Source organism: Collinsella sp. AF19-1LB, assembly GCF_003459655.1.
GTDB lineage: Bacteria > Actinomycetota > Coriobacteriia > Coriobacteriales > Coriobacteriaceae > Collinsella.
In genome coordinates, this window is the sequence record NZ_QRWO01000037.1 from 1 (window position 1) to 17,393 (window position 17,393).

Here is a 17,393-nt window from a genome sequence, read left to right on the forward strand (position 1 = left end):
CGTTGCCCACCGTGGGCAGGTGGTCGTCGGCCAGGGCCGAGGCGCCCACGTACGGAATCTGCTTGGTGCCGCCCATGGCATTGACCTTGAGCGCCAGCAGCTTGTTCTTCTCGTCCATGAGGTCGAGCACCTGCTTGTTCAGGCGACCGATCTCGCGATAGAGCGCCTTGTTGGACGTGTCATCGCGATGCAGGCGGCGGTTGATGCGGTAGCGGTGAACCAAAATGGCCACGATCAGCACGGGGACCGCGATGAGCATGGCAAACAGAATGACCGCGCCGATCTTGCCCACCAGGTCAAACGTGGTGAAGTAGGTCATAAAGATGTTGAAGTACTCAACCCAGCCAAACACCAGCAGGTTGAGGATAGAGCTCACGACGGCAACGACGTTATAGACGACCTTTGCCAGCAGCTCCCAGGCAAATCCCAGAAACTCACTCACCGTCGGTACCCTCCTGCTTGGTCGCGCTCATCGCCGCCTCGGCCTCGGCCTTCAGACGACGGGCCTCCTCGAGCTTGGCCTCGGCCTGGGCGAGCTGCTCGGCGGCGTTATCGGCGGCAACGGTGGCGGTGTCACCCTTGCCCTCGGCATCCACGATGGCAGCCGCGGCGGCCAGGCGGTCTTCCTCGGCCATGGCGCGCTTAAGGTTCATGCCCACCACGATAAGGTGATACACCTGGTAGATAAAGAACAGCAGCATGGGCAGGACAATCACAATGAGGAAGCCCATGGAGCTGGACAGAAAGTCCATGACCTTGCCCATCTGCGGCAGCGCGAACAGGTACTTGCCCACGATATCGCCGTCGCTGATGATGTGCGTATCGGCCACGTCGTTGTTATCGCCCTTGGTGGTAAAGCTGCGCATGCCGTTGACCTCGTCGATGGCGGCGATGCGGTGCGTGTTGAGCGCGTACTCGTTGTCGATGATGGTATGGAACGTCACGATGTCGCCCGCCTCGAGCTTGGAGGTGTCGCACTTTTTGATGAAGATGAGGTCGCCCTTGTTAAACGTGGGAGCCATGGAGTCGGACTGCACGGCGAGCGGGGTGAAGCCGGCGATGTCAGAGACGCTGCCGTCCTCGCGCGTGGCGAGCGTGGTAAACGCATACAGGGCCGCCACCAGGATGATGATCCACATGACAACGCTCAGCGCGATGGATGCGACTTTTTTAACAGATTGCATGATGTCCCTTACTACCGTGTCTGTCTAGGTCGTGCGCGGCCCGGTGGCCGCCGTGCATATCTACTGTTCTTCGATGCCCTCAAAGCGCATCGAAACCGAATAGTTAGCTCCTTTTAGCATATTAGTGCAATTTGGGTCCGTTCCCTCGAGCCATATGCGAACGGTTACCGGCTTGTCCGTATCTTTTATTAGGTCGAACATGTCGCTGGCCGCGTTCGCTGCTCCCGAGTCGAGCCCAAAGACGGTGGCCGCACCAGACGAGCCCCCGCCTCCGTTGGGGTTGTAGACCCAGGTGTGGCCATCGGCGGTAAAGCTCATGCGCATGGCGCTGGCCATACCCTGCGTGTCGGAGCTAAACCGCGTGCCGGAAACGCCGCCGTCGCCATCCTGCCCGGTCAGGCGCACGCGCAGGTCCGTACTGCTCATAAAGTGCAGCGTGAACTCCAGGTAGACACCGGTGGCGGGGTCAGCGGTGGAGCCGTCCTCGAAGGTGAAGGTCTGGTAGTCGCTCGTGGTGACGGGTTTGAGCTTGGATGCGTCGATGTCCACGCCCTTTTCGCTGGCGATGCGTGCCGAGATCTGGTCGAAGCCCGGGCTGTGGACGTATTCGTCGAACGTGGCATGCTCGTCCAGGTCAAAGCGCAGCGAACCGTCGGCGTTGGCGTCGATCATGAGCATGCGGGTTTTGGCGCTATCGGCGATGGAAAACCAGGCGAACGTTGCCATGGCTATCGCCACCAGCGCAAACAACACCAGTACCACGGTGGTGGTGAGCTTGCGGCGCAGGTCGGTGTCGGCGGGCGCGGCGGCGTTGGGCTTGCCGGTGGCGGGCGTGCAGTTGGCGGCGGGTTGCTTACGCGTCATGGCTACTCACCGTCCAGGGTCGCAAAGAGGGCCAGGTGCAGGGTGCCCGGGTCTTGATGCAGGTAGTCGGCGCTATCGGGGTCGGTGCCCTCGATGTAGTAATAGATGTCCAGGCGATAGGTCTGGCCAAGCCCCAGTGTGGCGAGCGTGTTTTGCGGACGCGCGGCCGTCTCGCTCGTGTCCAGCGTAAAGGCGGCCGGGTCCTGTGTCACGTTGGCACCGCAAGCGAGCTGGCCGTTTTGCCAGCCCAGGAGCATGCCCTCGGTGTAGCCCGCCAGGCCTGCAGGGACAGTCGCCGGGTGCTCGGCGCGGTGACCACTATCGGAGCCGTCGAGTTCAAAGATGTTGGTGGCAAGCACCTGGCTGCCGCTCGAGATCTTAATGCCCACGCGAGCCGCGCGCAGCAGTTCGGCATCGGCGCCCTGCGGGACCAGCGATTCGGCCAGATACAGGCTCACCTTGCCCTTAACCTTGCTGGCGCCCGTGCCCGTAATGGTGGGACGCAGGTCAATCCAGCCGTGATAGTAGGTGGAGCCGTTGTCTTTTGCCTGCTCAAACACCGTGGCCTCGCCGGCCGAGTTGTTTTGCGCGCAGGCGGCAAAGCCGTTGAGGTCAAAGGTCGAGACCGGGTAGAGCGTCACGGCGCCATTCGCGCTGGAAGTCAGGGAAACGTCACCCTGCTGCGTCCAGCTGCCGTGATCGGCATCGCCCAGCTCTAGCACCAGCTTGGACGTGTCGCTGTGCACGCTCACCGAGTTGGTGTTGACCTTCATGTTGTTGGTAAACCAGGCGTAGGTCGCGACGCCCAAAGTGGCGGCGAGCGCCACCATAACGAGCGCGATGTAGGCACGCGCGCGACGGGCGTGACGGCGGGCGGCGGCGGGCTCGAGGCGTTCGCGCTCGGCGGCTGCGTTGGAGGGGACCGCGGGGCTCGTGCCCTCGGTTTTGGTCTCGCGGTTATATGCTGGCATGTGCTGCTTTTCTCCCATGACGATTCGCCCCCTTACGCCTTGGCCGCGGCAAAGGCAAGCTGCAGCACCACATCGCGAGCCTGAGCCTCGTCGATGCAATTGGCGTCGCAGCCTTCCATGTACACAACGTAGCGAACGCTTGCCACTTCGTTGGCGGCCAGCGTGCAGATGGGCGTGGCGCCTGCGCGCGCCGCGGGCGTGTCGCCGGTGCCATCCATGCTGTAAGCGCTTATGGCACGCGCGGGGTCGGCGGTGTAGGTCCAGCCCGAGGCACCGGGCGCCACGACCACGCCGTCTTGCGCGGTGGTACGCCTACTGGTGGCGCCCGAGGTGTTGCCCAGATCGTCGCAGGTAAAGATATGCGTTTGCGTGCCCGACTGAGTTGTAATGACCAGGCCCAGACGCAGCGCGGCCAGCAGCTGCGGGTCGTTCGTCACGCTCATCTGGCCCTGATACAGGTACACGTTGAGCGCGCTATCGCTGCCCTTAAGGTACAGCGTGCCCGAAAGGGCGTAGTCGTCCAGCCGCGCGGTGCAGTCGGCGTAGTCGGTCGTGATGCCGGCGGCGTTTTGGAACGTGCCGCGCCAAAAGCGGGAAAGGTCTGCCGTCGAGATGGGATAGAGCGTCTTGTCGGCGGCGGCAAGCGTTGCCGTTGTGTCCCAGGGCCCGTTGGCCGAAAGGCCAATCTGCAGGTCGGAGCCCTCGTCGCTTACCGTGTGCGCCACGGGCGTCACATTGGTGTAGCGCGAATTGCTAAACCACGCGTAGGTGGCAGCGCTCAGGGCGGCTACCAGCACGAGCATCCATGCGGCCGCAGCAACCATCCGACGGCGCGAGCCTAGGATGTCTTTGATGTTCGATGCACTCATACCCAGCCCCCTTACGAACGCTTACCGGCAAAGCGCAGCGCCAGCGATTGCAAGCTGGTGGCGGCGAGATTGTTGGTGCAATCGGGATCGCAGCCTTCCAGCCACACGTACACATCCACGCGCACGGGCGTGCTACGGTTGGCGCCCTCGGCAGCGGCGGGCAGGCTACAGATCTTGGTCGTGGCCTCCTTGAGGCTCACAATGCCGGTGTCTTCATTGTAGTCACAGAAGTTTGCGCTGGTCAGCTGGTCAAAATGAACCGTTGTTCCATCGGAGCGGGTGCTGTCGAGCACCAGGTGATTCTGCTCGTTCTCGCCGGCATCCTTGCCGTCGAGCGTGTTGTAGCGCGCCTGGGGATTGTGTTCGCCCGAGACCTCAAAGACGTACTGGCCCGTAACGGTATCGCCCTGCCCCGGCGCATAGGTAACCAGGCCCACCCGCAGAGCGGTAGAGATGGGGTTTGCCGGGTCCTGCTCGGTAAAGTCGATACCCGACAGGTACACGTCGGTCGCGGCCGAGTTGGTGGCCAGGTACAGGGAAGTCTTGTAGTAGTCGGAATGCTCGGCGGCGCCGAACATGCTGGCAAAGAGCGAGTCCTGGGTGGTTCCGCCGGTAAAGCCCGTTACCTTTTGGAAGCCGTTGAGCACGTTGTCGGTCGAGACGGGATCGAGCAAGCCCACAAAGCTCAGGCCGGCGTTGGTTTTGTATTCGCCGTCGTACTCGTTGGAGATGAGGAAGGTCACGCCCGTGCCCGCGGCCATCTTGACGTCGGTGATGTGGCGGTTGGCGTTGTAGATGTACCAGGCATACGTTACGGCTCCGGCAGCGGCAAGGGCCACCAGCAACGTGGCGAGCATGCGATTGAACTGTTTTCGCAGCGAGCGCGCGTCCGACATGCCCCTCCCCAAAATGCCGTGTTGCAAACTACCTGGACACCATTTGCCCATAATGGGCATTATTTTACGCGAACGTGCAGTTCATCGGGGGTACAAACGCGACTTTTCGTGTGCTGTTCGCGCTGCTGCAGGCTCCGATGGGGCCACAATTCACCAGTTTTTTAAAATAGTTCTTGCCACCGGGTGGGAGCTCCGTTATATTATTCCCTGCGCACTCGCGCACCCTTGATCGGGCGTTTAGCTCAGGGGGAGAGCGCTTCCCTGACACGGAAGAGGTCAGAAGTTCAAATCTTCTAACGCCCACCAAATGTTCGCAGCTCAGAGGCTTCGCCTCTGAGCTGTTTTGTTTTACGCTGCCAAGCCAAAAGGACGCCGCGGCACCCAAAGCGCCCAAACAGCCCCGGTGATTGCCCCGATCAGGCGCGGATGGGTCTCGCAGCCATATATAAATAACCCCCTATAAATTGAGGTTTAATACTTTTCCCGAGAAGTGAACGAGCTTATTTGGACCCCCGGAGCATCCACACTTTTTGACGTTAAAACCGCAGGATTCCAGCAGCAAAACCGCAGGAAACAAGCCCCTAAAAGTGTCGATGTTTCGGGGGCCCATTCTGGCTCGTTCACTTCTCGGGAAAAGTATTAGACCTGGATATATGGCCGCTAATTCTAACCCCCTGTTACCGCCCCTACCAATACTGATGCGCATCGATAACGGCTTGCCAGAGCCAAAATCGCTTCGTTTCGGCACGCGCGTTGGCAAAATATCGCTGCTCTGCACCCATCGCCTTGTTAAAGATGGGGCGCTTATTCCGATGCAGCTTGCGTCGGATGCGTTCGCACAGCCGAACGAGCTTTTCGTAGTCATTTGCTTGGTCGGTTGTCACCGTAAAATACGCTACTCCCTCAAGCAGTTCCAACTCGTTGCGGCGCTCGGCATCCTTGTGGATCTTCTCGCGGCCGTCATGAATGGCATCGCTGTCGTAGTCGACCATCGCGGTCAGTACCTCTGGCAGCAGCCCGGCCTTTACTTTATCCTTGCCCACCTCGACTTTAGCTGTAAGCGTAATGTCGGGCGTGCGCTCCAGCACGCGCAGCTTGCGCTCGCGCCCATCGTTGAGTCCATCGCGAATAAAGACCTTCTTGTTGAGCTCGGCCTTGCCCAATGCATACCCGCCGTAGCGCGTAGGCAGCGACATAAACATGCACAGCCCCGACTCCCTCGGAGAGCGCGACCCCTCGATCACATACGCAAGCAGCGCCTTTGCTTTCGCGAGACCCCTTACCTTTGGGGACGCCTCGATATACGCCGCAATGAGCTCCTTGGTCGTGAGCTTGCTATCGCGCATGCCCGCATCCCTACTGGTCACCCCGCCGGGGGCAAGGTTATCCAACCGGTAGTTCGATGTCATGGCATAGCCGGCATAGATGGCCTCGGCCGCAGAGCTGTCGTGTGCAGCCTGCACAAACGCCAGCTCGGGAGCGCACACGTACGCATCTAGGCCGCCCATCCAGTGGCCCAGCGAGATAAACGAACCCGCCGGGAGCTCGTTGGTGCAGAGATGCGTCTTAACATGTTTGCTCCGCCGACGGTCGGCGCGCGACGGCACCAGCAAATCCAGCGTTTGGATCCCCAGATCATAGCGATCGATAAACTCCTGCGCCTCCTGGTCACAGAGCGCACAGGCGCCCGCGATCGACACGACCTCTGGTTCCGAATCCCCAAAGCGCGGGTTCGGAATGTGCGCCAAAAGCGCCAACGCAGCGTTATGTGAAACGATAAAGTACCCCATGGCGCGAAGATAGCACGCGCGTCGGCGGCGACTCGCGACCCTGGCGAGTTTTCGGCAAACGACCAGCAGTTTTTTGCCGCGGCGCAACCAAAGTGTTCATTCGTCGACGTCTAAATGCAAATCCGTCAAGCTTTTGGCAAGGTTGCCGCTCAACTGACCAAAAGCTGACCAAACACTTGCCCATTTGCTTGACGGCACGCCCCCGCCAAAACGCCCCGCGACTTCTCGGGCGGTCGAAGTGCTCGTTTAGCGACCACACACTCGCCGGTGGGGTATCCTTGGAGCACATGCACCGCAAGCCGCACAAAGGAGCCGCCATGCGCACCGAGCTCGATGTTCCCTTTTCGCACAAAGACAAGGCCAAGGCCCTGGGCGCCAAGTGGGACCGGGTCAAGAAGATCTGGTACGTGCCCGATGGCGTCAACCCCGAGCCCTTTGCCGCGTGGCTGCCCGGCGTGGATCGCTCCGACCCCAGCGCGCCCTACATCTACCTGGGGCTGGGCAAGCGCGAATGTTGGAAGTGCCACGAGCAAACGACGGTCGCGGCCTTTGGCATTCCGTATCGGGTTGCCGAGGACTCGGGCAGCAAGGCCGCGCCCGGCGCAGTACCCGCCATGGATGACACGGGCCACATCGCGATCGACACCGCCCGCGCCAACGCCATAGCCATCGTCCCCGCGCTGGGCTGCGTGCCGGCCGAGATCCGCGACTACCTGCGCGAGCGCTGCGGCTACAAGCCCGTAACGTCGCGCACCACCAAAACCGTATCGCTCGCCAGCACCTGCACCGCCTGCGGCGCGCTGCAAGGCAGCCACTACCTGTTCGAGGAGCCCACGTCGCCGTTTGCGCTCACGGCCATCAACAAGCTGCCCGCGCTGGAGTTCGTGCGCGTGGAAGTCGCCGGCGTCTTTGGCATCCCCGCCAGCCAGGACAACTTTGACCAGGCGCTCTTCACCTGGGCACGCGACCACCACACCCAGTTCCACAAGACCTTGTGCGAGGGGATTTACCTGTAGGGCAAAACTAGAAAATCGAGTATGCGCAGGTAGTTGAGTTGTTGGTATAACGCAGAAAATGTCGAATCACCGGGTTTGCCCGACTAGATATTCAGTCTTCGAAGCTATGACTCCGCATCGTCATAGGTAATGGCGCATCCGCAGGTTGAGCATTGCTGAGGATAGACTGGAAGGCGCAGGCCTGTTCGAGCGCGTGAGTCGGCGGCGTGTTTGTCGCGGACGTCGATGAAGCTGATGTCTAGGCATGGAAGGCCTGCACCGCAGCTTGGGCACGGCAGGTAGATTTGGCTGCAGGTGGCCTCGACGAGCGGGAATAAGCTCCGATCCATCAGAACGCGCGTCAAGTTACCCTATGTGCCGCACGCAATATCGCTTCGCCATCCCATGGCCTCCCCTTTCCCGTTTTAACCGTTGAAGAGAGGATGGCAGGATCGCGCGGTCCTCGATGCGGCGCGGCGCGATCCGATCAATCGACATGATTGAGTTGCGGCAGGCTGCACCTAACTAATACGGAGCAACGGCTTCCGCATGACGACGCGATTCCGAGAAATCGAACTCGGCGCGATGGGCTTCGAGGAATCGAGCGTTGGGGCGCAAGCGATGTTCGTCTGGCTCGCGCAACACCGAACCTGCAAACGCCGCATAATCCGTATGCTGCAGAAGATACGACCCGCAAAGTTGATAGTCGCCGCGTACCAGCTCAAACGAAATCAGATGGGCGTCGAACAGCGAGTGCAGGTCGCGGCGCAGCAGAATACCGTTGCTGACAATCTGCGACTTGGGACCCGAATAGTTCTCGATATGCGCGGCTTCGAGCGCCTCGTCGACATTGCAGCCCGAGACGGCGCATCGACCGGTATAGGCCTCAAAGAGCTGATTGCGGAAACGCTGCTGGCCGATTCGTTCGCGACGCAACGCGTAGCGGACCTTATCATCGTCGCTCACGGGAGCGCCAGAAAACTCCGCCGCGACCGGAGCCTCCTTCATGTAGCTCATATCGGGGAAGAAACGCGCGTCGGGTCCGCCCTTATGGACGGGGCCGTGCAGTACAAACCAGCTGTTCTCCGGCTCGTAACGCTCAACAAACGCTAGGCCCAGAACCTTGTAGCCAGCGCTCGTTGCAAAGAAAACGCCAACGGGAACGCCGCACTCCATGCAGTTGATCATCTTTTGGTTGTAGTCCTGGTCGCGCCAGTTTTCGACCGAAGCACTTTGCGACGAGTACTTGAGCACCCACGTGCCGTCCTCAAGATAGAGCGGCGGAACATCAGGGTAGGCGCCGCGCTTGGAATTGTGCACCGAAAGGGCAAAGGTCTTCTTGCGCGGATGCTTAACGCGCCCGCGACCAGGCCAAAAGATGCCCGAATCGCGCGGCACCGGAAAGAGCTCGGAATCAATCGTCAGACGGAAGGGATATTGAGGGCTATCGGCATTGGTGCGATGCGGAAGCTTGTCCCACAGGCCGCCACGCTGCTCCTCGCGCAAGAACCGCTCCCAGGCCTGGACATATTCGGACGGCACAAAGCTGCAAGCGCGGTCGAAACTCGGCCGAGCAATCAGCGGAACACTAGAAGCGATACCGTCCATAAGGAACCTCCAGGAAGAACAGTTCTTCACATTATCGCCGATCCACGCGGGCTCATATGCAGCTGTTTTGCGCAAAGTCGCCACAAAAGAAAGGGACTGCTTCGATTGAAGCGGCCCCTATCAATTTCGAGTAGATCAGGATAATGGATGCTATTCAGCAGAAACGCCGGCAAGACGGACGGTTACGTTGTATGTAGCCGTATCTTCTGCAGCTTCGTTATTAACGCAATCCGCGTCCGTACCTTCCATCCAAATATACACTCGAAGAATCACTCCGTTGTAACCAACCCGTTTGGCTATCGCTTTAGAGCCCGCGACGTAATCTTCTCCGACTTTCGAGGCACACCAACCGTCATAGTTGTCTGCCTCGATATGCTGGTAGGAAGGAGTAACAGGCGCAGCAGAACCGTTGATGCACGCCCAGCCGTCAATTGCCGAAGCATCATTTCCCTTGCCTTCAACTGCATAGGGGGCATAGACGCATTTCAGAGTCTCTGCTCCAGTACCGTTACCATCCGCATCGGCATTCTGAATCGTCAATCCAACGCGCAAGGATTTGGGGATGGTGTCAGTCGTAGCATCACCGTTGACCGTTACTTCGACGGGATTTTCAGAAGGATCCGCAAGATATACGTCTGCAAATCCGGTATCCGAAATCGTATAGAGGATGTACTCACCTTTTAGAAACGCATAGTGCGTCTCTCCGCCAGCTTCGTACTCTCCAGCCTTGCCACCTGCGGTGAAATTGAGCTTGGTATAAGTGGTGACCTTTCCATCTTCGCCCCAACCCTGGCAGGCATACCAATCCGCCATATTGTCAGTCGAGGAAGGAGTGATTTTGCCTCCAAGCTCGGTCGCCGCGAGAGAATCCTGAGCGCCACCATGCTGGGCGCCTTTCGACTTCTGAGCGATCTGAAGAATAAACCCGTTCGTGGTGGCACCGATCGTAGACGTTTTTGCGCTGACCGTATTGTTGGCAACATACCAAGCATACGTGGCGGCGGATAGTGCGAAACCAGACAGCACAACCGCGGCAGCCGCGGCAACGAGCTGAACCTTTAATTGTTGAGATCGTTTTGCCATCCGATTAACCTATTCTAAAAAACCAGGGGCCGACGGTTCGGCCCCCGGCGAAAGTCGAGCTTTATGTATAAATGGATTGATTACTTAAACTCGGTCGGCGTCGCCTCGAAAGTAACCGTCACGCCGCAATCCTTTGCGATGTTCTCCAGGTTGGTGGTATAAACCTCGGAGTCAGCGCCATCGTAGTAGACATAGACCTTTACGGTAGCATCCTTGTTCTTTGCAATACCGTCGGCCTTGATGATTCCATTAGTGTTCGAGCTGCTCTCTTTGCCTGCTTTTGACCAAACGGCCCACTCATTATCGCACATTACAAGCACGCGCATAGCAGAGTCGAGTTTGGAATTAGACGTATTGTTAATCTCAACGCCAGTTACCTTCAAGTTGGTAAAGGTACCATCATAAGTACCGGTACCGATATAAAAAGTATTTGCAAGGGTGTAATCCTTGGTCGCAGCCGTTTCAGGATTACCAACGGCGAAACGCGTGTCATCCTTCTCATCGGGCGTGGCCTTATCCTTTGCATAGGCACTTTCGAATTGCCAGACGCCATCCGCCTCACTGGCAGCTTTATTACCAGTGTTATCGAAATTCCTCTTCCATTGAGCGGGATAAAGCTTGGTATCAGCATCAAACGTCTCAGAAGCGGTAGCCGAACCCGTGGACGTTGTCTTCGTAGAACCGGCATCCGCATTATCAATCACCAGATATGCAGAATTCGACTGCGCGCTAATGTTGGTAGTCGTCGCCTTAACCGTGTTGTTGCTGACAAACCATGCGAAGGTGGCGGAGCCGAGGGCTACGGCTGCCACGAGGACCATGGCGATGGCGGCGCCCATCTGCTTCTTTAATGCCTTGGTATCCATACGGACCCCTTTCTTTCCCCATTCATCCCAGATGACCCTCGAGAAGCCCGGAAGGGGAGCCCGCGCTTTCGTGTTGGATGTTGCTTGCCCATCCTTTTGATATAGAGTTGAGAATACCATAATTCTTACGATTTCCTTATGAGTTTTCGGCAGCCTACATTCCGGCAGATTCATAGGTCTACCTCGGGTTATATGTGGTGCTATGTGAACATCGTTACCTTATTTGATCTCTCTCCTGCAAAGCCGTAAGTCCCTCTTAAGCCTTGCGACCGCAGTTCCACACCATCGCACACATTCACCCTCCGCCGAGCTTCGCCCTAGTCCTTCCCCACCCGCTATACTGATGTAGCACGTGTAATTTCTGCCTGCTTGTGCGGGCTATTTGCCGGGAGGGCTCTATGGCTGCCGCCAATCAACCCAAGGGAAGCGTTTCTGCCGGATCGATCAAGCCGGTGACGCGCAAAGCCGTTCGCTGCCAGCGCGAGGTCGCCTGGCTGGTCACGCAGGCGGCCGGCAAGCTCGTCGCCACCACCGACGACGTCAACGCGCCCACGCCCAGCTTTGTGCTGGCGGCCGCGTTGTCATACACCCGCGAGCAGGAGCAGGCCGCCCGGGACGGTGAGCACGCGATTGACTACGAGGCCGTCATGGGCCCCGACCTTGCGAGCTTTTGCCTGGCTGCGGGGCTGCCCGCAGCACCCAACGCGCTTTCGGACGCGGGCTACATGTTCACCCTCTCGGGCGCGGATCTGATCCGCGACCTTTATGCCTACTGCGGCGACCTGGGCGAACGCATGGGAGACGCGGCGCAGGTCAAACCGGGCTACGCGATCAAACTCGTGCTGCGGTTGTTCTTGCTGGACGGCGCCGCTGGCGACGTCGCCTCCTCCAAAGACAACGCCTCCGCATAACAAAAGCGCCGGGCCGGAAAATCGATTCCGGCCCGGCGCCTGTTCGTTCTACTTGTCCCCGTCCCCTGCGGGCGAGTTCTTTTGGTTGCGACGGTTACTCCAAGTCACGTTGTGTTCCTTGTAGTAATCAGGCGCCTCGTTGCCGCTCGCGCTAATGGGATCGCTGCCGGTCAGGGTATCGGCAATATCCTGCACGAACTTAACGAACAGGCTCGAGTCGTCGGTCTCGGACGAATCAAAATCAAAACCGAACTCCACAGCGCCGCCGATGATCTTGTCCACGCACTCCGGGTCGTCGCCGTCCAGCCAAATGACCACGGTGTACTTGTCCACATCGCCCACGCGGAAGTTCGCGTGACTAATGGTCGTCACCACGTCTTTGGACGCAAACGGCTCGGTGTTGGGCTCGGGGTTACCGTCGGCCGCGGCGGCCGCGTAGGTGGTGGGCTCGCCGTTACGATACACCCTCACGCGCGCCGCCTTCTCCACGCCCTTGCTGGCGCTGACCACCTTGAGCTTGGCGCTGTAGCCCAGATCGGTCTTGCCGGCGTTGCGGATATAGAAGGTGTACGCCACGTAGTTCTTGCCGTTGTGGCTGCCGTCGATATCGTCCAGGTTGTCGGGCAGGTCCTCGGCAGCGATATTGGTGCCGTTGTCCAAGGCGTCGGCGGCCAGGCGCGCGGTGGCGTTGTTAAAGTCGCCGTTGTCGGCAATGGCCACGCCGCGGCGGAACAGCTCCAGGCGGTTGAGGTTGATAGTGAAGTTACCCATGTTTTCCTGCATAAACGACAGGGCGAACAGCACGCCAAAGGCAAGCGCCAGCACCACGAGGGCCTTTTGCAGTTTGTCCATGCGCAGCAGCGCCGCGCCGATGCGCTCCATGCGGCGCTTGGGCATGTACATGGAGACGACCGCGTCGGGGTCGATGTCCTCGAGGTCCTGGTCGGCCAGTGCCTGCTCCAGCTCCTCGATGCGCACCACGCCGCGCAAGTCGCGCTTGGGTTTGGGCTTGCGCTTGCCGAAGCGCTTGCGGGAGGTGGGAGGCTGATCGAGGGCGGAGTCCTCGCCGGGCGCGTCCTCGGCATTGACGCGGGGTGCGTCTTGGGGCGCGCGCACGGCCTGGTCCTCGGCCTGATGCTCGGCCTGACCTTCGGCCAAATCCTCAGCCATGCCCTCGGCATGATTCTCGGCTACACCCTCGGCCAAATCCTCGGCAGCTTGATCTTTGTCGTTACGCTTGAACAGAGCCATGGCGATCAGATCTTATATTTGGTGCGAATGTAGCCGACGTATTCTTTGACGAGCTCGCGCTCCATGTCGTCGGCGTAGCGGAACTGCAGGCCGCAGACGTTGCGGTACAGGCTGCCCTTGGGCGCGCGGCGCACCCAGCACACGATGCCCAGCTGCTCGGGCAGCTCGTGACGCTCGCCCTGCAGGCGGATCGTGGGCATTTGCACGGACAGGGCCTCGCCCACGTCGGGATAATCGTTGAGGTAGACGGCCAGACCGCCGGCCGAGACGTCGATGGTCATGGCGTCCTCGGGCTCGGGGGTCGGCGCGTTGTCGCGCTGGTAGGTCAGGCGCATGGCGACCTTAAAACGCTCGTCGCGGCGCTTGACAAAGGTGCGCTGCTCGGCGACTTTGCGCATTTTCCAGTAGGTGCGGATGCCCTTTTTCTCGACCGACTCGGGGTAGCCGGCGAGCACGAACGTCTCCTCGCCCACTTTGTATTGCAGCAGCAGCTTTTGGTTTTCGTCCATGATGAGCGGCTTGCCGGCGAGCATGGGCGCGCTCATAAGAAAGTACGCGTCGTCCAGGTTCTCTTTGTACGTGGCGAGCATGTTGAAGTCGGTTTTTTGGCCCATGGGCACGTCGAATGCCACCTGAAGCTTGGTCCCCGGCGTTATCTGTTGCTCTGCCATGTTGTCTCCCCCAGTCGCGGGCGCCGATATCATCGTCGTGCGCGATGCACATTGGGCTATTGTACCTGCTTTGCTGGAGGTTTCGATGTGCAGCGCGTGAAATGGCGGGATGCAGGGCGCGGGTGAACGTGCAGCTGCTCCGCGCGCGGCATCAATCTAACAGCGATGCATGTCCCCGACAGGCCGTCTGTCTATCTCTCAGCCATCTCTCATTTATCTCTCAGCTTAGAGATGAGTGAGAGATGAGAAACAAAAATGCCGTTATCGGTTCAAGCAAATCACGTTCGCGCAGGTAAACTCATGTATACGGGAACTTTGCCTCGATCCCTCAGCCATCTTGCAGCATTGCTATCTCTCATATTTATCTCTCATCTTTCAGCTATCTCTCGTGTTAGTGACGAATGAGAGATGAGAGATGCGTGAGTGATGCATGAGCGTGGATTATTGGACGGTCGGAAAATCCCTCAAACAAAAAACGGGGCCGGCCTTACGCCGAGCCCCGTTTTCAAACGGTCAGTTAGTTATCCAACGCGCGAGCATAGCAGTCAACATTATGCCGCTGCGAACACTCCCAAGCCCGTTCCGATGATGCAGATTGCGAAGATGCCCAAGATGATCCAAATGGTCTTGACGCCCTTTTTATAGAGGGCAACGCAAGCGAACGTTGCCAGCAAGGGCAGCAGACCGGGGAAGATCGAATCGAACAGATCCTGCAGGACAATCTCCGAACCACCCACGTCAAAGGTCAAAGCCGTGGACAGCGAGACCTGTGCCGCAATCATGGCGCCGATAACGGTCATTCCGAGAACACCGGCAGCATGCGTCATGCGAGACATAAGGTTGCTCTCTTCGGACTGCTGCAAAAACTTGGTTCCCAAGTCGTAACCCAGATGGGCGGCGACGATACGCGTTGCAAAGTTAATCACGGAGTAGATGAGCGCGTACACGATGGGGCCGAGCGGGTTGCCCGTCGAAGCGATGCCAATACCAATGCCGGCGGCAACCACGCGGAACGTACCCCAGTAGAACGAATCGCCGATGCCGGAAAGCGGTCCCATAAGTCCGACCTTCATGGCGTTAATCGAGGACGTGTCGAAGTTCTTATCGGCAGCCGCCTGCTCTTCCATCGAAACCGTTAGGCCGGCTACAAACGGAAGCACATGAGGCGTGATGTTAAAGAACTCGGTATGGCGATCGAGCGCCGCATAGTAATCGTCGTCGTTGGGATAGATCTTACGCAGGGGCTTCTGAATGGTGTACATGAAGCCCATTGCCATCATCTTGTCGTACGACTGCGAGCACTGGCTCGTAAACTGGCGAAGGAACATGCTCCGATACATATCGGGAGTCATAATCGCGTCCTTCTTGGCCTCTTTGAGGTCGGTGTTCTGGATAGCCATTAGAAGTCCTCCTCTTCATCTGCAGCAACCGTCTGCGGACCGGACGAGCCCTCGCGGAAGGCCAGGAGCAGCGCGACGCAAATGGCAGCTGCGGCGACGCCGACCACGTCCATCTTGAGGTAGATGACCATAATGAAGCCCAGGAACAGCCAGGGAAGGAGCTTGTTATCGCCCATGGTCCTGATAAGAAGAGCGAAGCCGATGCAGACCATGACGCCGGACGCAACGTTGAGGCCGTCCATCACAAACTGCGGAATCGCGTTGAGCGCATTGTTGATGAGGTCGGCACCAAAGAACAGTGAGCCAAACACCAGCAGTGCAGACGGAATGCCAATCGACAGCGGCACGATGGTCAGATGGTACAGATTCGCCTTGGCAAGATCGCGATTTGCCAGAGCGGTCTCAATCTTCTTGCAGGCAAAGGCACCCGGAACGGCGTAGCAGAAGTTGCGCCACACCTGAAGGAAGACGGAGACGGGAAGGGCGAGCGCGACGGCAGTTGCCGTGCCTGTACCCGTAATGACAGCAAACGCGCAGCCAAGTACGCCGGAGGCATAGACCTCGGGAGGAACCGCCGCGCCGACCATGATGGCGTCCATGAACATGGACTCCAAAGCAGCGCCGACGATAACGCCCTGCTGGACATCGCCAAGGATCAAGCCGACAAACAGGCTCGTAAACAGCGGACGACCAAGCATCGTAATGCCAAATAATTGCTCGTCCATGGACGCAATAAATGCGACCAGTGCAACTAGAAGATACTGGACAACCATTTCGATCAACCCCAGAAACAGGTCTGCAGGCGAGGCATTCTGCGCAGCTCGCCTGCAGACAACCGCAGCAATTTGAGAGGATTAGTAGTTCATCTGGTGATAGTAACGACGCGTGGTGAGCGGGTGGTTACGGACGTGCTCGAGATGGCAGCTCAGACGCTCGGTGATGGTGTAGGTGACCATCGGGGAGACGATCTTGCGGAACTCGGGGTCGCTGAACGGCAGCTCGACCTCGGCGGTGTCAAACTTGTTCACGCGGACGTTGACGCCCTTCTCGTCGGCGAGCATGTGAGTGAAGTTGTCCACGCGGTCCATGAGCTTACGGGTGTCGTCCTCGCCGTAGAGCATGATGAGGCTCGTGCCCTCCTCGCACAGCTCGATGGTGCCGTGGAAGAACTCGGCGGCGTGGATGGACTTGGTCTTGATCCACTGCATCTCCTCGAGGATGCACATGGCGTAGTCGTAGGCCTCACCCCAGAGCATGCCGGAGCCAATCACCATGTGGTAATCGGTGTCCTTGAAGTCCTCGGCCATGGCGGCGCAGCGCTCGTCCTGAGCGTCCTTGGCCTTGATGAGGTACGGAGCGATGTTGCCGAACTCTTCCATGAAGGTGTCGTACTTGGGGAAGGCGCCGGCGTTCTTGAGGAAGCGGGCGACCAGCGTGATCTGGTAGGTGTAGATGGCCTCGCACAGAACGTCGTCCTCGGCGAAGCTGAAGAACTTGTAATCGGCGTACTCGGTGGCCGGGGTGTTGTCGTTGGAGACATACATCAGCGTGCGGGCGCCCTGCTCCTGGCAGAACTTGGCAGCCTCAATGATCTCGGGGGTGGTGCCGGTACGGGTGGAGAAGACGCAGACAGAATCCTTGTTGAAGGTCTTGGGCGGGCAGGCGAGGAACTCTGCGGCGATCTCGCAGTGGACATCGACGTCGGCCGTGGTGGTCTCGACCCAATACTTCATCGGGAGCGTGTGGGCCCAGGTGCCGCCGCAGCCGATGAAGAAGATGTTGGAATAACCCTGCTCGCAGACCTCGTCCACGGCAGCCTCAATCTGAGGACGGAGAGCGAGGGCATCGCTCACAACCTTCTCGTAACGAGGCTCATCGAAATTGAACATCCCTTACTCCTAACTCACTTGGATGAACCCTTCATTCATCCCATGACGTTATAATACTTTATATAACTAACTATGCAAGAACTATTTCAGATTTTTTTGATTTTTCTTTAATCAGAACCACCCTTAAAAAGGGTGGTTTGCTCTT

At 58.8% G+C, this 17,393-nt stretch carries 17 protein-coding genes and 1 tRNA gene; 3 read left to right on the forward strand and 15 right to left on the reverse strand.

The window, feature by feature from the left end:
* From DWX39_RS09815 to DWX39_RS09840, 6 genes are all read right to left on the reverse strand, one after another.
* A partial coding sequence (locus DWX39_RS09815; RefSeq protein WP_147336398.1) for a hypothetical protein occupies positions 1-442 on the reverse strand: 442 nt, incomplete at its 3' end.
* Positions 435-1,184, reverse strand: coding sequence for a signal peptidase I (locus DWX39_RS09820; protein ID WP_117759709.1), 750 nt, complete (start codon positions 1,182-1,184; stop codon positions 435-437). The genes DWX39_RS09820 and DWX39_RS09815, both read right to left, overlap by 8 nt.
* Before the next feature lie 60 nt (positions 1,185-1,244).
* Positions 1,245-2,048: a hypothetical protein gene (locus tag DWX39_RS09825; RefSeq protein WP_117759711.1), complete on the reverse strand. Its 804-nt coding sequence runs from the start codon at positions 2,046-2,048 to the stop codon at positions 1,245-1,247.
* Positions 2,049-2,050: 2 nt separating this feature from the next.
* A complete protein-coding gene (locus DWX39_RS09830; RefSeq protein WP_147336399.1) occupies positions 2,051-3,019 on the reverse strand; it encodes a hypothetical protein in 969 nt (322 codons plus the stop codon).
* Positions 3,020-3,051: 32 nt separating this feature from the next.
* Positions 3,052-3,888 (reverse strand): hypothetical protein, encoded by an 837-nt coding sequence (locus DWX39_RS09835; RefSeq protein WP_117759715.1) that lies wholly within the window; start codon positions 3,886-3,888, stop codon positions 3,052-3,054.
* A gap of 11 nt (positions 3,889-3,899) precedes the next feature.
* Positions 3,900-4,784 (reverse strand): hypothetical protein, encoded by an 885-nt coding sequence (locus DWX39_RS09840; RefSeq protein ID WP_117759717.1) that lies wholly within the window; start codon positions 4,782-4,784, stop codon positions 3,900-3,902.
* A 231-nt stretch (positions 4,785-5,015) separates the two neighbouring features.
* Between DWX39_RS09840 and DWX39_RS09845 the strand changes: the two genes are divergently transcribed.
* A tRNA-Val gene (locus DWX39_RS09845) sits at positions 5,016-5,090 on the forward strand.
* A gap of 380 nt (positions 5,091-5,470) precedes the next feature.
* Here the strand turns inward: DWX39_RS09845 and DWX39_RS09850 are convergent.
* Positions 5,471-6,484, reverse strand: a complete 1,014-nt coding sequence (locus tag DWX39_RS09850; protein WP_118072030.1) for a hypothetical protein — start codon at positions 6,482-6,484, stop codon at positions 5,471-5,473.
* A gap of 407 nt (positions 6,485-6,891) precedes the next feature.
* On the opposite strand from DWX39_RS09850, the gene DWX39_RS09855 reads away from it, so the two are divergent.
* Entirely contained in the window at positions 6,892-7,590 is a 699-nt protein-coding gene (locus tag DWX39_RS09855; RefSeq protein WP_117759721.1) for a DUF5710 domain-containing protein, read from the forward strand.
* 504 nt (positions 7,591-8,094) lie between these two features.
* Here DWX39_RS09855 and DWX39_RS09860 read toward each other — a convergent pair.
* The 3 genes from DWX39_RS09860 to DWX39_RS09870 form a co-directional block, all read right to left on the reverse strand.
* Positions 8,095-9,177: an HNH endonuclease gene (locus DWX39_RS09860; protein ID WP_117759723.1), complete on the reverse strand. Its 1,083-nt coding sequence runs from the start codon at positions 9,175-9,177 to the stop codon at positions 8,095-8,097.
* Positions 9,178-9,327: 150 nt separating this feature from the next.
* Positions 9,328-10,260: a hypothetical protein gene (locus DWX39_RS09865; protein WP_117759725.1), complete on the reverse strand. Its 933-nt coding sequence runs from the start codon at positions 10,258-10,260 to the stop codon at positions 9,328-9,330.
* Positions 10,261-10,340: 80 nt separating this feature from the next.
* Positions 10,341-11,126: a hypothetical protein gene (locus tag DWX39_RS09870; protein WP_117759727.1), complete on the reverse strand. Its 786-nt coding sequence runs from the start codon at positions 11,124-11,126 to the stop codon at positions 10,341-10,343.
* 398 nt (positions 11,127-11,524) lie between these two features.
* Here DWX39_RS09870 and DWX39_RS09875 point away from each other — a divergent pair, with 398 nt between their 5' ends.
* Positions 11,525-12,037 (forward strand): hypothetical protein, encoded by a 513-nt coding sequence (locus DWX39_RS09875; protein ID WP_117759729.1) that lies wholly within the window; start codon positions 11,525-11,527, stop codon positions 12,035-12,037.
* A 48-nt stretch (positions 12,038-12,085) separates the two neighbouring features.
* Here the strand turns inward: DWX39_RS09875 and DWX39_RS09880 are convergent, their stop codons facing one another.
* From DWX39_RS09880 to DWX39_RS09900, 5 genes are all read right to left on the reverse strand, one after another.
* A complete protein-coding gene (locus tag DWX39_RS09880) occupies positions 12,086-13,288 on the reverse strand; it encodes a hypothetical protein (RefSeq protein ID WP_117759731.1) in 1,203 nt (400 codons plus the stop codon).
* 5 nt (positions 13,289-13,293) lie between these two features.
* Positions 13,294-13,959 (reverse strand): PilZ domain-containing protein, encoded by a 666-nt coding sequence (locus DWX39_RS09885; protein ID WP_158561653.1) that lies wholly within the window; start codon positions 13,957-13,959, stop codon positions 13,294-13,296.
* 551 nt (positions 13,960-14,510) lie between these two features.
* Positions 14,511-15,359 carry a PTS system mannose/fructose/sorbose family transporter subunit IID gene (locus tag DWX39_RS09890; RefSeq protein WP_192924133.1) on the reverse strand — a complete coding sequence of 283 codons (849 nt, stop codon included), beginning with the start codon at positions 15,357-15,359 and terminating at the stop codon, positions 14,511-14,513.
* Positions 15,359-16,132: a PTS sugar transporter subunit IIC gene (locus DWX39_RS09895; protein ID WP_117759735.1), complete on the reverse strand. Its 774-nt coding sequence runs from the start codon at positions 16,130-16,132 to the stop codon at positions 15,359-15,361. Before DWX39_RS09895 ends, DWX39_RS09890 begins: the two co-directional genes overlap by 1 nt.
* Before the next feature lie 81 nt (positions 16,133-16,213).
* Complete coding sequence (locus DWX39_RS09900; protein WP_117640663.1) at positions 16,214-17,248, reverse strand: SIS domain-containing protein; 1,035 nt, start codon at positions 17,246-17,248, stop codon at positions 16,214-16,216.
* Between the last annotated feature and the right edge of the window lie 145 nt (positions 17,249-17,393).

Bases quoted from the DNA above. Each gene is read 5' to 3' on its own strand.
- DWX39_RS09855 (WP_117759721.1), top strand. From the start codon at position 6,892: ATGCGCACCGAGCTCGATGTTCCCTTTTCGCACAAAGACAAGGCCAAG.
- DWX39_RS09875 (WP_117759729.1), top strand. From the start codon at position 11,525: ATGGCTGCCGCCAATCAACCCAAGGGAAGCGTTTCTGCCGGATCGATC.
- DWX39_RS09895 (WP_117759735.1), bottom strand. From the start codon at position 16,132: ATGGTTGTCCAGTATCTTCTAGTTGCACTGGTCGCATTTATTGCGTCC.
- DWX39_RS09820 (WP_117759709.1), bottom strand. From the start codon at position 1,184: ATGCAATCTGTTAAAAAAGTCGCATCCATCGCGCTGAGCGTTGTCATG.
- DWX39_RS09830 (WP_147336399.1), bottom strand. From the start codon at position 3,019: ATGCCAGCATATAACCGCGAGACCAAAACCGAGGGCACGAGCCCCGCG.
- DWX39_RS09860 (WP_117759723.1), bottom strand. From the start codon at position 9,177: ATGGACGGTATCGCTTCTAGTGTTCCGCTGATTGCTCGGCCGAGTTTC.
- DWX39_RS09840 (WP_117759717.1), bottom strand. From the start codon at position 4,784: ATGTCGGACGCGCGCTCGCTGCGAAAACAGTTCAATCGCATGCTCGCC.
- DWX39_RS09865 (WP_117759725.1), bottom strand. From the start codon at position 10,260: ATGGCAAAACGATCTCAACAATTAAAGGTTCAGCTCGTTGCCGCGGCT.
- DWX39_RS09870 (WP_117759727.1), bottom strand. From the start codon at position 11,126: ATGGATACCAAGGCATTAAAGAAGCAGATGGGCGCCGCCATCGCCATG.
- DWX39_RS09835 (WP_117759715.1), bottom strand. From the start codon at position 3,888: ATGAGTGCATCGAACATCAAAGACATCCTAGGCTCGCGCCGTCGGATG.
- DWX39_RS09900 (WP_117640663.1), bottom strand. From the start codon at position 17,248: ATGTTCAATTTCGATGAGCCTCGTTACGAGAAGGTTGTGAGCGATGCC.
- DWX39_RS09825 (WP_117759711.1), bottom strand. From the start codon at position 2,048: ATGACGCGTAAGCAACCCGCCGCCAACTGCACGCCCGCCACCGGCAAG.
- DWX39_RS09880 (WP_117759731.1), bottom strand. From the start codon at position 13,288: ATGGCTCTGTTCAAGCGTAACGACAAAGATCAAGCTGCCGAGGATTTG.
- DWX39_RS09885 (WP_158561653.1), bottom strand. From the start codon at position 13,959: ATGGCAGAGCAACAGATAACGCCGGGGACCAAGCTTCAGGTGGCATTC.
- DWX39_RS09890 (WP_192924133.1), bottom strand. From the start codon at position 15,359: ATGGCTATCCAGAACACCGACCTCAAAGAGGCCAAGAAGGACGCGATT.